Raw genomic sequence first — 15946 nt, forward strand, 5'->3', positions numbered from 1 at the left:
TGACTCATTTTTTGGGTCAGTCCTCTCCAGTTTAGAAAAGAGTGAATCTTTAAGGAGGAAATCATTATGACTTTGAAGCGTAAAAAAGTGTCAGTCATTGGTGGGGGCTTTACAGGAGCAACAACGGCGTTTTTATTAGCACAAAAAGAACTTGGTGATGTCGTACTAGTAGATATTCCGCAAATGGAAAACCCAACAAAGGGAAAAGCGTTGGATATGCTAGAGGCTAGCCCTGTGCAAGGATTTGATGCAAATATTACAGGTACTTCGAATTACGAAGATACTAAGGACTCGGACATAGTCGTGATCACGGCTGGAATTGCCCGTAAACCAGGAATGAGCAGAGACGATTTAGTTCAAACCAACCAAAAAATCATGAAAAGTGTGACACAAGAGATTGTGAAATATTCTCCAAACGCTTATATAATTGTGTTGACAAATCCGGTAGATGCCATGACATATACTGTTTTCAAAGAATCTGGTTTTCCAAAAAACCGTGTTATAGGCCAATCCGGTGTGCTGGATACGGCACGGTTCCGAACATTTATCTCTCAAGAATTAAACTTGTCAGTTAAGGACATTACGGGATTTGTTCTTGGTGGGCACGGTGATGATATGGTTCCGCTCGTTCGCTATTCATATGCTGGAGGAATTCCATTGGAAACATTAATTCCCAAGGATCGTTTAGATGCGATTGTCGAACGCACCCGAAAGGGCGGCGGAGAAATCGTTAATTTATTGGGAAATGGCAGCGCTTATTATGCTCCTGCTGCTTCATTGGTTGAAATGTGTGAAGCAATATTAAAGGATCAGCGTCGTGTTTTACCTTCGATCGCCTATTTAGAAGGGGAATATGGCTATGATGGCATTTATTTAGGAGTTCCGACGATTCTCGGAGCAAATGGAATTGAGAAAGTGATTGAATTAGAGTTAACAGCTGACGAGAAAGCTGCTTTAGACAAGTCAGCAGAATCTGTTCGAAATGTGATGGCGGTGTTAGCCTAAAAGACGTCGAAAAATCCAGAGTTAAAGCTCTGGATTTTTCTTTTTACCGCTTTTCTATGGTAAAATTAAAAGTGTAAAAATTTAAATAAAACAAAATGTATGCGTTTACAATCAAGGATAGAGGTGGAGGAAATGTTGTTAGGACGGAAAAGGAAATTAGGAAGAATGATAGATGAAATGACTAAAGGTGAAAAATTAACCTTAACAGAAAAGATTGAAGATAAAGATTTATTATTGTATTTAGGGCTAACGGATGATGCAAACCCACTTTATATTCAACATGACTATGCATCTCAAACATCATTTAAGAAGCCGCTTGTTCCGACGATTATGCTTACAGGAATTATTACTTCTGCAGTTTCTAAATATTTACCAGGTCCAGGGAGTCATATTCACAAACAAGAAATACATTTTTTAAAACCTGTTTATCATTATGGGACTGTTGAATTATTTTTTGAAGTAATTGAAGTAGTAAGAAGTACGAATACGATTACAATCAAGGTAGAAGGGAAAAATGAGGACGAAGAATTGGTGATTCAGGGTGAATTGTTAGTTTCACCGCCAGAGCGTCTTGAGAAAATGGATGGAAAGGCATTAGAGAATTTTTAATCATAACGCATTATTAAAACGGCTTTTAGCCATTTCGTGTGAAACCACGTTTTCACAAAGAAAATGAGCCAAAAATCATTACCGACATATAATAATAAAAATTTAGAGGAAAAATAGCAATAGTGGCACGAAAAAGTGCAGCTATTGCTATTTTTTTAAGGTTTGTAAACGATATTATGGCTAATGCAATATCATAGCTTATACACAAACTACTTGTAGAAAATGGATAAAGGCCAATCAATCAAGATGTTAAGGCAGGAACTGCATTAAATTGTTTGCATTGGCAGTATTCAGCTGAATTTCATCTTTTTTAAAGAAAGGTGACTTTGTAAAAGAATTGTAAATTCTGACCTAGAACGAAAAATTATATTATAATGAACATAGGAACAACTGGCGGACAGGAGGAGCTAATCGTGAAAAAAGTACTTGTGGTTGATGATGAACAATCGATCGTTACGTTATTACAATATAATTTACAGCAGGCTGGATACGAGGTTATTACGGCGATGGATGGCGAGGAAGGGATAAATGCGGCCATTTCTGAGCAACCAGATTTTATCATTCTCGACTTAATGCTCCCAAAAATGGATGGAATTGAAGTTTGCAAGCATCTAAGACAGCAAAAGGTATCAACGCCCATTTTAATGTTAACTGCAAAAGATGAAGAATTTGATAAGGTTTTAGGCTTGGAATTGGGAGCCGATGACTATATGACAAAGCCATTCAGCCCAAGGGAAGTAGTGGCGCGGGTAAAAGCGATATTGCGGCGAATTCAAGCACAGCCTTCCGCAGAGGGACAAGAAAAAGAGAAGACAGACTATATAAAAGTAAAATCTTTAAAAATATATCCTGAGCATTATGAGGCATATTTTGATGATGAGCAATTAGAGTTAACGCCAAAGGAGTTTGAACTTCTGTTATATTTGGCACAGCATAAAGGAAGAGTACTAACGAGAGACCAATTGTTAAGTGCGGTTTGGAATTATGATTTTGCTGGTGATACTAGAATTGTGGATGTTCATATTAGTCATCTTCGTGAAAAAATCGAAGAGGATTCTAAAAAACCGACCTTTATTAAAACGATTCGCGGCTTAGGTTACAAGATGGAGGAGCCTAAAGGAGAATGATAAAATATCGAACAAGGCTTCTTTTCGGTCTGGTTACCCTTATTTTTATCGTGTTAATTGGTTTAGGGATACTGTTAGGCCAGCTATTTAAAACTCATTTTATAAGTACATATGATTCACGTCTAAATAAAGAAAGCAGCCTTATTGCCGCCTTCATTGAAGAAGGTGGGGGAATTCATCATTTGAATGAAAAAGAGTTGGATTCATTTAGTGGTACACTCGATAGTAGAATTACTGTAACCGACTTAACTGGAGAGCTTAAATTTGACAGCGGCAGTATTGATAATCAAGTTGATGAAAAAAAGCATTTATCTACTCTTGAAAATATTATCGAAACTAAGGTAAATGGAAATTCAAATGTTCAAGCGTTTGAAGTAGGTGGAGGCTTCAACCTCCATTATTATTGGCATCCAATTTCAAGCAATGGTGCGGAAGAAGGATATCTTTTTCTCAGTACTAAATTGACTGAAATTCAGAAGGCATATCAGCAAATATGGTGGCTGTTAATCATCAGTTTAGGATTGGCGCTTATTGTCATCCTCATTTTAGGAGCACGCATAACTGCAAGATATACGAAACCAATCGAATCGGCAACAAAGGTCGCGATTGAACTTGCAAAGGGCAATTATCGTGCGAGAACTTACGAGGATCCTCTTGAGGAAACAGGAATGTTAAGTACATCCATTAATATATTAGCGCGAAACCTTCAAGGAATGGTTAAGGCAAATGAAATTCAGCAAGGCAGATTAAGCGCCCTCATAGAAAATATGGGCAGCGGGCTCCTCCTTATTAATAGTAAAGGCCACATTAATCTAATAAATCGGACTTTTATCGAAGTTTTTCGTGTGGAAAGGCAAAATTATCTTAACAGGCTTTATTATCATGTTATTGAGCATCAAGAAATTTCTGATTTAATTGAAGAGATCTTCATGACCGAACAAAAGGTAAAAAAACAAATGCATCTTCCTATCGGGATAGAAAGGCGTTATTTTGAAGTATATGGAGTCCCAATTTTAGGGACAAATGAAGAATGGAAAGGGATATTACTTGTTTTTCATGACATTACCGAAATTAAAAAGCTTGAACAAGTGAGAAAGGATTTTGTTGCGAATGTATCCCATGAACTGAAAACACCGATCACATCGATTAAAGGTTTTACAGAAACTTTGTTAGATGGTGCCAAAGAAGATAAGGATGCATTGGAGCACTTTCTTAAAATCATTTTAGAAGAGAGCGACCGCTTGCAATCGTTAATTCTCGATTTATTAGAATTATCAAAAATTGAACAACAAGGGTATACCCTTTCGATTCGCGAAGTCAATATAAATCAGTTGTTAGAGGAAATGTTGCCGATCGTTAATCAAAAGGCAGAAGAAAAAGAGATAAAGATCATCCTACAACCTCTGCAAAAAAATATTACGATCGATGGTGATTATTATCGGTTAAAACAAATATTCATCAATTTGATCAGCAATGCTATTGCTTATAGTTTACAAGGTGGTCGAGTAACGGTTTCGATTAAAGAAGGAAAAAATACAATAGCGGTTTCTATTTCCGATACAGGGATTGGTATTGCGAAGGAAGAAATTCCGCGAATTTTTGAACGCTTTTATCGAGTTGATAAGGCGAGAAGCAGGAACTCTGGCGGGACAGGATTAGGCCTTGCTATTGTGAAACATTTGGTAGAAGCGCATAAAGGAAAAATAAGTGTCGAAAGCGCTCTTAGTAAGGGAACGACTTTCATAATTGAACTTCATAAGACGTTCCCAAAGGAGAGAAAATAAAGCGCAGCACGGGCTTGCGAAAAATCCTATCATAAAAAGCAAGTGAAGCTAAATGCCGTGCTTCACTTGCTTTTTTCTGTTTGAAAAGCGTGTCAAACCAAGGTTTTAGAAGAAATGCAACAATATTGTTTAACAAAGCCAAAGTTGTAAAAAGATTTATTGTGTCAGAGAATTGAAACCTTTTTGTCATTTAATCGTAATAATGCATAGGGAAATATGTTTCGAAGAAAGGAGATATTATGATTAGTTTAAAGAGAATTTATACAATTATTGGTCTAGTTGTTGCCATTGCTGTATTAAGTGTGGTGGCGTTTACGACCTGGTACACGGTAGATGAATCAGAGCAAGCTGTTATTTTAACCTTTGGAAAAGTAGAGGAAGGAATAACAGAGCCTGGTTTGAATTTTAAATTGCCTTGGCCCATCCAAAGTGTTGAGAAGCTATCAAAAGAAACGTTTAGCCTTCAATTTGGATTTGAAGAAAAGGATGGGGAAATCGTTGATTTTCCTAATGAAACAAAAATGATTACTGGGGATGAAAATATTGTCCTTGCTGACTTAGTTGTCCAATGGAAAATAACAGAGCCAGGGAAGTATTTGTTCAATGCAGATAATCCTCGTGAAATCCTCCGGGATGCAACCTCTGCTTCATTAAGAAGCATTATTGGAAGCTCCGAAATTGATGATGCGTTAACTTCTGGAAAAGCAGAGATTGAGGCGGAAGTTCGAGATCTGCTTGTAACCTTAGTTGAAAAATATGATATCGGCATTTCTGTTCTTGGGGTTAAACTACAGGATGTTGAGCTTCCGAATGATGAAGTTCGCCAGGCATTTACACAGGTGACCGATGCTCGGGAAACGATGAATACAAAGATTAACGAAGCAAATAAATATAAGAATCAGAAGGAAAATGAGGCGAAAGGGGAAGTAGAAGCGATCCGTTCCAGGGCGCAAGGGGAAAAAACTGCCCGTATCGAAGCTGCCCATGGTAGTGTTGCCGTCTTCAATGAATTATATAAGGAGTACAAAAACAATCCACAAATTACAAGACAGCGTTTAGTGTTAGAAACGTTAGAGCAAGTTCTTCCAGGGACTGAAATTTACATTATGAATGATGATGGTAACACAATGAAGTATTTCCCAATTCGTCCACTTGAAAATAATCAACCGAAAGCAGAGGAAAAAACAAAAGAGGAGCAAACAAAAGAAGAAGGGAGTGGGAATCAATAATGAGTGATCAAAATGTTATTGATATGAACGAGCGTGGTGGCAATGGTAATGGCCGCTCCTATATTAAGCTTGGAATTATTGCAGTTGTCGTGATCGGGATTCTTGCTCTTGCTTTAACAAACGTTTTTGTTGTAAAGGAAGGAGAGTACAAGGTTGTTCGCCAATTTGGAGAGGTTGTTCGCATTGACGACACACCTGGGATTTCTTTTAAAATTCCTTTTATCCAGTCGGTGACTTCACTGCCGAAATATCAAATGGCCTATGATGTAAATGAGGCAGAAATCAATACAAAAGATAAAAAGAGAATGCTTATTGATAACTATGCTGTTTGGAGAATTGAGGATCCGAAACTAATGATTTCAAACGCAAGAACAGTTGTCAATGCTGAATCACGTATGGAAGAGTTTATTTATTCCGTTGTTCGTACCGAGTTAGGGCAATTAAATTATGATGAAATTATCAATGATGAAAAATCATCTCGTGGCTCATTAAATGACCGAATTACAGAAAAAGTAAATGAACTGTTAGAAAATGATAAATATGGAATTGTCGTTACAGATGTCCGTATTAAACGAACAGATTTACCAGTTGAAAACGAGCAATCTGTTTTTACAAGAATGATTTCTGAACGTCATTCAACTGCTCAAGATTACTTATCTAGAGGGGATGCGGACAAAAACAAGATTGAAGCGGAAACCGATCGAGTCGTTCGTGAAATGCTTTCCAAAGCACAGGCTGAAGCTGAGAAAATTCGTGCAGAAGGGGAAGCAGAAGCAGCCAAAATCTATAATTCAGCTTTTTCAAAGGACCCAGAATTCTACTCTTTATTTAGAACTCTTGAATCCTATAAGAAAACGATTAATGATCAAACAGTGATTGTATTACCGTCTGATTCACCGTATGCACGACTTTTAATGGGATATACCGAATAATTATTAGCCGTTATTTTTCCTTCTTTATATTCTCATGATAGAATATAAGGAAGAAAATAACGGCTTTTTTTATGAAAGGTGAGGTATGAATAGATGTCTAAAAAACTTGTTTTAATTGATGGGAATAGTATTGCTTATCGTGCTTTTTTTGCACTGCCCCTATTGAACAATGACAAAGGAATACATACAAACGCTGTTTACGGCTTTACCATGATGCTGATGAAGATTTTGGAAGAAGAGAAACCGAGTCATATTATGGTTGCTTTCGATGCTGGAAAGACCACGTTCAGACATAAAACATATAGCGAATATAAAGGCGGGAGACAAAAAACACCACCGGAACTCTCTGAGCAATTCCCTTATATTCGTGAATTGTTGGATGCATATCGAATCCCACGCTATGAACTGGAGAATTTTGAGGCAGATGATATTATTGGAACCCTGTCATTAAAAGCTGAACAGGATGGTTTTAATGTGAAAATAATTTCTGGAGATAAGGATTTAACCCAGCTAAGTTCAGAAAAAACAACTGTGGCCATCACACGCAAGGGGATCACTGATATTGAAGAATATACGCCGGAACATATTATGGAGAAATATGGTCTGACTCCAGAACAAATTATTGATATGAAGGGCTTAATGGGAGATAGCTCAGACAATATTCCTGGAATTCCTGGTGTAGGAGAAAAGACAGCGATTAAGCTGTTAAAGGAGTTCCAGACTGTTGATAATTTGTTAAATTCGATTGAACAAGTAAGTGGAAAAAAACTGCAGGAAAAAATTGCAGAATTTCAGGAACAGGCTCTAATGAGCAAGGAATTGGCGACTATTATTCGAGATGCACCTGTTGAAGTGGAGATTAGTGAGATTGAATATGAATCGTTTGAGCCGGAAAATGTAGTCAAACTCTTTAAAGAATTAGGCTTTAATTCCCTCTTAGAGAAGCTTGATTTTGTTGAAGAGAGTAAGCCGTTAGAGGAAATTGAATATAAAATCGTACAGGAAGTAACGGCAGAGCTCTTTACCGACGAATCCGCCTTTTATGTTGAAATTCTTGAGGATAATTATCATTATGCCCCCATTATAGGCTTTGCCATCGTTCATAAAGAGGGGAGCTACTTTTTATCAGCAGATTTGGCTTTAAAGTCCGATGCTTTTAAAAAATGGGCAGAGGATGAAAAAAAGAAAAAATGGGTCTATGATGCGAAACGCTCTGAAGTTTCTTTAAGGCATCATGATATTCATTTAAAAGGAGTTGAATTTGATTTATTAATCGCTTCTTATTTATTAAACCCGTCTGAAACAATTGATGACATTGCTTCTGTTGCACATTCATATGGTTATCGTAATGTAGAATCGAACGATGCTTTTTATGGAAAAGGGGCAAAGAGAAAGATCCCAGAAGAGCAGCTTCTTGCAGAGCATTTAGTGAGAAAAGCCATTGCCTTATTTGAGCTAAAGCCAATCTTGGAAGAAAAACTAGAAGAAAACGAGCAATCTGACCTCTTCTTTGAGCTAGAAATGCCTTTATCCCTTATTTTGGCGGATATGGAATCGACCGGGATAAAGATCGATTTACAGCGTCTGCGCAATATGGGGGAGGATATCAATGGGCAATTGGTTCAAATTGAGAAAAGAATATTTGAACTTGCCGGCGAGGCTTTTAATATTAATTCACCAAAGCAATTAGGAATTATTTTATTTGAGAAATTACAATTACCAGCAATTAAGAAAACGAAGACAGGTTACTCGACCTCTGCAGATGTATTGGAAAAATTGGAGAACGAACATGACATTATCGGCGAGATCCTTCATTATCGACAACTTGGGAAGCTGCAATCAACGTATATTGAAGGACTATTAAAGGTTGTTAATCCTGAGAATGATAAGGTTCATACTCGCTATAATCAAGCACTTACACAGACGGGAAGACTGAGCTCAACTGATCCGAATTTGCAAAATATCCCTATTCGTCTTGAAGAGGGAAGAAAAATTAGACAGGCGTTTATTCCGTCTGAACAGGATTGGGTCATTTTTGCTGCAGACTATTCTCAAATTGAATTGCGTGTATTAGCCCATATAGCGGATGATGCAAAGTTAATTGAAGCTTTCAAGGAAGGTCTTGATATTCATACGAAAACAGCGATGGAAGTGTTTCACGTTTCACAAGATGAGGTAACAGCCAATATGCGTCGCCATGCCAAGGCCGTTAACTTTGGAATTGTTTACGGAATTAGTGATTATGGTCTTTCACAAAGCTTGAATATTACAAGAAAAGAAGCAGGGAAATTTATTGAGAAATATTTAGAGAGCTATCCTGGTGTTAAGAATTACATGGAAGAAATCGTACAGGATGCAAAGCAAAAGGGGTTTGTTTCTACCTTGCTTCAACGCCGAAGATATTTACCGGAGATTACGAGTCGGAATTTTAATATTCGCAGTTTTGCTGAAAGAACTGCAATGAACACACCAATTCAAGGAAGTGCGGCAGATATTATTAAAAAAGCAATGATCGATATGGCTGCACGGTTGGATGAAGAAGGCTTAAAAACGCGACTCCTTCTCCAAGTTCACGATGAATTAATTTTTGAAGCACCGAAGGAAGAAATCGAGATATTAAAAGAAATGGTTCCAGAAGTGATGGAGCAAGCGGTACAATTAAAAGTTCCGCTTAAGGTCGATTTTTCTTACGGTCCTACTTGGTTTGATGCAAAATAAATGAATAGAGGATGAGAGAGAATGCCTGAATTACCAGAGGTTGAAACGGTTCGAAGAACGCTCGAACAGCTTGTAATAGGAAAGGTAATTAAACGAGTTTCTGTAACTTGGCCAAAAATGATAAAAAGACCAGTAGAGGTTGAACAGTTTAAGGACGCTCTTGTTGGACAGGCCATTGAGGAGATCGGTCGCAGAGGAAAATTCTTGCTCATCTATACACCCGACTTTGCACTCGTTTCCCACTTGCGCATGGAAGGAAGATACGGACTTTTTACTCCTGATGATGAAATTGATAAACATACACATGTTATCTTTTATTTTACGGATGGCACCCAATTACGGTACCGGGATGTGAGGAAATTTGGAACGATGCATTTATTTAAAAAAGGGGAAGAGCTTAAAGAGCTTCCGTTATCGCAGCTTGGTCCTGAGCCTTTCTCCCCTCAATTCACGGTTTCCCGTATGAAGGAAATGCTGGCAAAAACGAATCGAAGCATTAAAACGGTATTACTTGATCAGAAGCTTGTCGTGGGCTTAGGGAATATTTATGTAGATGAATCATTATTCAAAGCAGGCATTCACCCTGAAAGGACCGCTAATTCCTTATCGCAAAAAGAACTTGTTCAATTACATGCTGAAATCGTGAAAACGTTGGAGGAAGCCGTTGAAAAAGGAGGAAGTACGGTTCGCTCCTATGTAAATACCCAGGGCCAAATCGGCATGTTCCAACTGGAGTTATATGTTTATGGTCGAAAAGGAGAGGAATGTAAAGTTTGTTCGCAAGAGTTAGAAAGGATTGTTGTTGGCGGCAGGGGAACAGTTTTCTGTCCGCAATGTCAAAAGAAACAGAAATGATAATTTTGTTAAGTATGCTATCTTTCTCGTTTATTTGCGGGCTTTAATTCGCATCCGCTGAATCTAATATTAACATTGGAATGGCTCCTTCCATATACTATCTTAGCTTTTTGATGGGAAGGAGCTTATACCAGTGTTTACATTTTCACTTATTCTACTCGCATTTGCGGTAAGCTTAGATAGTTTTAGCGTCGGTTTTACTTATGGATTGCGAAAAATGAAAATCCCTTTTAAATCAATTATCGTCATTGCATGTTGTTCCGCAATAACGTTAATTGCTGCAATGGCAGTGGGAAAGGTAATTGAAACCTTCCTTTCCCCTGACATGGCTGAGAGGATCGGGGGAATTGTTCTCGTCTTATTAGGTGGATGGATTTTGTATCAATTTTTTCGAACAGAGAAAACGAAAGAGGCGCTCCCCCATGAAAAAATGATTGTTAATTTTGAAATTAAATCATTAGGGCTTGTGATCAACATTTTAAAGAAACCGATGTCTGCTGATTTTGATCGATCAGGTACGATTACTGGAATTGAAGCATTTGTTCTTGGATTAGCGCTGTCTCTTGATGCTTTTGGGGCGGGTATTGGGGCAGCTATGCTTGGTTATTCACCTTTCGCCTTGGCGGTTACAGTGGCTGTAATGAGTTCGCTCTTCGTAACCGTTGGGATGAAGGTTGGTGCTATGCTTTCGAGAAATAGTGTTCTGCAAAAATTTTCGTTTATCCCTGGAATTCTGCTTATTTTTATTGGGATTTGGAAATTGTAATGAGCTATTGATGTACAAGGAGCGGCAGTTAAAGACAAAGTGAGGAATCGTTATGGCGATCGTCGTAGGATTAACCGGTGGAATTGCTAGTGGAAAAAGTACTGTATCCAATATATTGAAGGACCATGGAGTGCCGATTATTGATGCGGATTTAGAGGCCCGTTTGGCTGTAGAAGTAGGGGAACCAGCTTACAAGGAAATTGTTTCCTATTTCGGTCAAGATATTTTGCTGAAGAATCAAGAAATAGATCGAGCGAAATTAGGCGCGATTATTTTCAATCATGAAGAAAAGAGGTTGAAATTAAACAGCATAGTCCATCCTGATGTTCGAAGAAGGATGAATGAAAAGCGTGAGCATGCTGTGAGTGCAGGCGAAAAACTGATCGTTTTGGACATTCCTCTTTTATTTGAAAGTAAATTAACGCATATGGTCGACAAAACCCTGCTTGTTTTCGTGAGTGAAGAAACGCAATTAAAAAGATTGATGGCGCGCAATCAATTCACCGAAGAAGAGGCTCTTGTTCGAATACAATCGCAAATGCCTTTAAAAGATAAAATTAAATTAAGTGATGCCGTCATTGACAACAATGGAACGATCGAGGAGACAAAAAAGCAATTAAATGCAATCCTTGAACAATGGGGACTTGATATTAAGATTTAAAACTTTTAATGCCTTAAGCCTGTAGCCAAGTTCGTTGTAAGTGGGACTTGTCTACAGGCTTATTTACATATGAATAGACTTAATCTCTAAATTGAAATTCATCTCATCATTTCTTACCACAGAATACTGCTGGTAACCTCGTAATTGTATTTCATAATTTTTTAAGATATTAAAAGTGTTCGGTGAGAACCTTTTTTAAGAATGAATTCATGTTTTTTTCCATTTTTATTTGCTCAATTATGGAAAATCCTTCAGTGAAAATGATCAACTCCAATTTTCTTCCATCCAGGTTTTCAACATATAAGGCTTGGTTTAAGACAAAAGCGGTAGAACCACCCTTCATTCCAAGATGAGCATATATTTCCTGATTTGAGACATTCACTTTCATTGGCCATTCCATAATATTGCGGAGGATGTCTTCACCGCCTGGGAGCGTGGCCGTATCATTGGAAATGGCGCTCATAACCTTTCCATAGTCTTCTACTGTTGCATTAGATAGACGGTCAGACCATATTTTCTGTAAATCCATAGGAATTGAAACAGAGCCGTTGAAAAAATCGGCTTTTCTATGCTTTAACAAATGGTGAATCTCCCAAGAGAGCTCTCTATAATCTTCAAGTGACAAAGATTGTAATCTTTCTATTAATTGGCTGGTACTCCATTTTTTATCCTCAATAGCATTTAGATAAGTAGGTACTAATAATGATGAAACTAGTGGATAAACTGGATCGTGATTTTCTAGACCTAAAGATTCTATCACATGATTAATCGATTCAGGACCTAATTTATCGAGTAAAAAATCAGTATTTGCATTGGAGCTGAACATAATCATTCCCTTTGCAATTTCCTGTAAAGAAACTGCATCATTTTTGATTGGGCCTCCTTCCTTCATTTCTTTAAGCCAATTTGGATGAGCTCCACCATCTGTGTTGGCAAGGTAAAACTTTTCTAATTCTACTAATGGAATTTGTTCGTCAGGGTCGATTTTTCCTTCCACTACTTGATTGGCAAATTCAATAGCAATGATTGTCTTCACCACACTTGCAAGAGGACGTTTTACTTCCCCTTGTTTGCTTATCAAATTTTCTCCATCTACACTTAAATGCATGGAAGCTAAATCTGGATTCTTATCAATATAGGTCTGGACATAATCTGGATCATCGTGAAATAAGTAATAAGCCAAAGCAGAAAGAATAAGTACAGCCATTCCAGTAATAATTAATCCCGTTTTTGTGTAGGTGGATTTGTCAGCAAGAATGGTTACGATAATAATGAAAACGATCGGCATTATTGGCGGGGTGTAAAAAATTTCAATTGCAACAATGGCAATGATGATAGAGAACATGACAATAATAGTCTGGATGATATTCCAGGTACTCCTTTTCTTAGCTGAAAGTAATGGAAATGCAGTTAGGAGGAAAATTCCAATAAAAATAATCCATAAATAAAGGGTCATGATAAAAATCCTTTCTGTTTAATTAAAGAACTACTTACCAATTTAGAGAATCTGTTTAATTATACGAGTAACGTCTTAAAGGGTTTCACTTTTTGGAGTTTCGGGAACTGTAAGAGTAGTTGAAAACGGCTTATTAACCGAAATTAGAAGAATTGTAGGGCATATATAGTTAACTTGAATGATCTTTAGAACGATTTTTCTTGATTTCCGCATTTAATTCATCACAAATACTCTTAATTGTGTTATACTAATCGTGATAAAAAGTTCATAAGTATAACATTTATTCGAGAGGAGCCGTAAGATGAAGGCAAAAATTGCGATCAATGGGTTTGGAAGAATTGGCAGAATGGTATTTAGAAAAGCCATTCTTGAAGATAGTTTAGAAATTGTAGCGATCAATGCCAGCTATCCAGCGGAAACGTTGGCACACTTAATAAAGTATGACACCAATCATGGGAAATTCGAAGGCAACATTATCGCAGAAGACAATGCCTTAGTCGTAAATGGTAAACGAGTCAAATTATTAAGCAATCGTAACCCTGTCGAGCTTCCTTGGGAGCAGTACGGGATTGATATAGTCATTGAAGCAACGGGGAAATTTAATGCAAGAGACAAAGCAAGCCTACATTTGCAGGCAGGAGCAAAGAAAGTCATTTTAACGGCACCTGGAAAAAATGAAGATGTGACCATTGTCATGGGAGTAAATGAAGAAGTTCTTAATCTGGAAAGACATGATATTATTTCAAATGCTTCTTGTACAACCAATTGCTTAGCTCCTGTTGCCAAAGTATTAGATGAACAATTTGGAATTGTTAACGGATTGATGACAACTGTTCACGCGTATACAAATGACCAAAAAAATATTGATAATCCGCATAAGGATTTAAGGCGTGCAAGAGCCTGCGCCCAATCGATTATTCCAACCTCAACTGGTGCTGCCAAAGCATTATCGCTCGTACTTCCAAGTTTAAAAGGGAAGCTGCATGGAATGGCTTTACGAGTTCCAACTTCAAATGTGTCGTTAGTTGATCTCGTTGTTGATCTTAAAAGAGAGGTCACTGTTGATGAAGTGAATAATGCGTTCTTATCAGCCTCAAAAGGGGCTTTACAGGGGATACTGGATATCACTGAAGAACCGTTAGTGTCCGTTGATTTTAATACGAATGAGCATTCAGCGATTATTGATGGCTTATCAACAATTGTTATGGGTGCAAATAAGGTGAAAATACTAGCTTGGTATGATAATGAATGGGGCTATTCTTGCCGCGTTGTTGATTTAACAAAACATGTTGCCCGTGCCCTGCTCCAGAAAACCGAAGTAAAAGTGAGTTAATAGATGCCTAGACTATGAGTCCCTCAATCTTTTGAGCGGACTTTTTCTCTGTTTCGGTAATGACAAAATGTAAACAATGTCTATAACTCTAAATCAGTTTGTCCTCGTCTAGATTCGGCACTTAGGCTCTATCACGTACGATAAGACAACCAGAGATGCTGGCACATAGGGTTTCCTATAGTTCCTACCTGAATGGTCCGATTTTTACGGGTCTGAGCAAAGCGCCTGCGCTTTTGTACTGTTTTCCGGAATTGTAGGGTGAAATTCCGGAATTAATGCAATTTTTTCGGAAATACATCTGCTTTTTCCGGAATTAAGCAGAAAAATTCCGGAATTATTCACGATTTTTCCGGAATTCACCTACATTTAAGTAGTACACACGATTTGTTCCTTAATACAAACAAATTTCCCCCTATATATTGCAAAAGAAATACAAACAAAGTATACTATTCCACGTGAACTTCATGAATGAAGGAGCTGGTTGCTACTTAAAGGGTTAGGACCTCTTTGGACTAACTTTCCCCCGTGGTAGTGATCGTCCACTAGAAAAATTCATGTGTTTTCGTAAAAAGCCAAAAGGGGGAAATTGGATATGGAAACAATGGGTCGTCATGTTATTTCGGAATTATGGGGATGCGATTTTGAAAAGTTAAACGATATTGAACAAATTGAACGGATTTTTGCAGATGCAGCATTAAAGTCAGGTGCTGAAATTCGTGAAGTTGCTTTTCATAAATTTGCTCCACAAGGCGTGAGTGGAGTTGTGATTATTTCAGAGTCGCATTTAACGATTCACAGCTTTCCTGAACATGGCTATGCCAGCATTGACGTGTACACATGCGGGGAAATGGATCCTAATATAGCTGCCAATTACATTGCAGAGGCGTTAGGAGCTAAGACTCGTGAAAATATTGAACTCCCGCGTGGGATGGGTCCTGTTCAAGTAAAACAGAAAATTAATCTTTAGTTTGAGACGTAAATCAATGTGAAGGCATGCAGTAAATAAAGTTTAGCGAGCGCAAGAGGTGTTTGATACACCTCTTTTTTTAATTTCCCCTCTATTACTTGTGCTACTTTCACCTTTTTAATAAGATATATTTATAAGACTGTTTTTATACAGGTTGTGGTCTTGCCCGGGTTCGTTTCGACCGTTTGCATTCCACTAAAGTATAATTGCACGGATATAGTAGTAGGCACTTTTCTTATTCTTTCATTCTTATGAACTAAAATCCTTTCATAATGCATAACCGCCAATTAAAAAACGATCATGATATTTCTTTTACTAATGAGATTTTTTCCTAATCGAATGACATTTGTTTTTCATGTTCTAGAAAATGGCAGGGTTCGTAGCTGTGGATCACTTATTTTATAGGGTACTTACGGGAAGCATAACAAGCTTCAGGCCCAGTGAAAATCAGTATTTGGACAACCGGCCATTACGAACTTCGCAACTGTTTATTTTCAATAGGAG

Annotated in this window: 13 protein-coding genes; 12 read left to right on the plus strand and 1 reads right to left on the minus strand. The window is 37.7% G+C overall.

Features of this window, described 5'->3' with window-relative positions; translation table 11 throughout:
• Positions 1-66 precede the first annotated feature (66 nt).
• The 10 genes from mdh (at position 67) to coaE (ending at position 11686) form a co-directional block, all read left to right on the plus strand.
• Positions 67-1005: a malate dehydrogenase gene (gene mdh / locus NST02_RS08220; RefSeq protein ID WP_095307901.1), complete on the plus strand. Its 939-nt coding sequence runs from the start codon at positions 67-69 to the stop codon at positions 1003-1005.
• A 132-nt stretch (positions 1006-1137) separates the two neighbouring features.
• On the plus strand, positions 1138-1614 hold the full coding sequence (locus NST02_RS08225) for a MaoC family dehydratase (RefSeq protein ID WP_095307899.1): 477 nt from the start codon (positions 1138-1140) through the stop codon (positions 1612-1614).
• Positions 1615-2024: 410 nt separating this feature from the next.
• Positions 2025-2741 carry a response regulator transcription factor gene (locus NST02_RS08230; protein WP_095307949.1) on the plus strand — a complete coding sequence of 239 codons (717 nt, stop codon included), beginning with the start codon at positions 2025-2027 and terminating at the stop codon, positions 2739-2741.
• Positions 2738-4525 carry a two-component system histidine kinase PnpS gene (pnpS, locus tag NST02_RS08235; RefSeq protein WP_340948668.1) on the plus strand — a complete coding sequence of 596 codons (1788 nt, stop codon included), beginning with the start codon at positions 2738-2740 and terminating at the stop codon, positions 4523-4525. The genes NST02_RS08230 and pnpS overlap by 4 nt, the downstream gene beginning before the upstream one ends.
• Positions 4526-4764: 239 nt before the next feature.
• On the plus strand, positions 4765-5754 hold the full coding sequence (hflK, locus tag NST02_RS08240) for an FtsH protease activity modulator HflK (protein ID WP_095307895.1): 990 nt from the start codon (positions 4765-4767) through the stop codon (positions 5752-5754).
• The gene (gene hflC, locus NST02_RS08245) at positions 5754-6686 is read left to right on the plus strand and encodes a protease modulator HflC (RefSeq protein ID WP_095307893.1); all 933 of its coding nucleotides are present in this window, start codon (positions 5754-5756) and stop codon (positions 6684-6686) included. Before hflK ends, hflC begins: the two co-directional genes overlap by 1 nt.
• 93 nt (positions 6687-6779) lie before the next feature.
• Positions 6780-9404, plus strand: coding sequence for a DNA polymerase I (polA, locus tag NST02_RS08250; RefSeq protein ID WP_095307891.1), 2625 nt, complete (start codon positions 6780-6782; stop codon positions 9402-9404).
• 21 nt (positions 9405-9425) lie between these two features.
• Positions 9426-10259 (plus strand): DNA-formamidopyrimidine glycosylase, encoded by an 834-nt coding sequence (gene mutM / locus NST02_RS08255; RefSeq protein ID WP_095307889.1) that lies wholly within the window; start codon positions 9426-9428, stop codon positions 10257-10259.
• A gap of 133 nt (positions 10260-10392) precedes the next feature.
• Positions 10393-11025 (plus strand): sporulation membrane protein YtaF, encoded by a 633-nt coding sequence (gene ytaF / locus NST02_RS08260; protein ID WP_095307887.1) that lies wholly within the window; start codon positions 10393-10395, stop codon positions 11023-11025.
• A gap of 52 nt (positions 11026-11077) precedes the next feature.
• Positions 11078-11686 (plus strand): dephospho-CoA kinase, encoded by a 609-nt coding sequence (gene coaE, locus NST02_RS08265; RefSeq protein WP_095307886.1) that lies wholly within the window; start codon positions 11078-11080, stop codon positions 11684-11686.
• A gap of 169 nt (positions 11687-11855) precedes the next feature.
• Here coaE and NST02_RS08270 read toward each other — a convergent pair whose 3' ends face one another.
• Positions 11856-13142: a serine hydrolase gene (locus tag NST02_RS08270; RefSeq protein WP_095307884.1), complete on the minus strand. Its 1287-nt coding sequence runs from the start codon at positions 13140-13142 to the stop codon at positions 11856-11858.
• A 301-nt stretch (positions 13143-13443) separates the two neighbouring features.
• Between NST02_RS08270 and NST02_RS08275 the strand changes: the two genes are divergently transcribed.
• Positions 13444-14475, plus strand: coding sequence for a glyceraldehyde-3-phosphate dehydrogenase (locus NST02_RS08275; RefSeq protein WP_095307883.1), 1032 nt, complete (start codon positions 13444-13446; stop codon positions 14473-14475).
• Between the two features lie 592 nt (positions 14476-15067).
• The gene (speD, locus tag NST02_RS08280; RefSeq protein ID WP_095307881.1) at positions 15068-15442 is read left to right on the plus strand and encodes an adenosylmethionine decarboxylase; all 375 of its coding nucleotides are present in this window, start codon (positions 15068-15070) and stop codon (positions 15440-15442) included.
• The last annotated feature ends 504 nt before the right edge of the window (positions 15443-15946 follow it).

Source organism: Robertmurraya sp. FSL W8-0741, from assembly GCF_038004005.1.
Taxonomy (GTDB): Bacteria; Bacillota; Bacilli; order Bacillales; family Cytobacillaceae; genus Robertmurraya; species Robertmurraya siralis.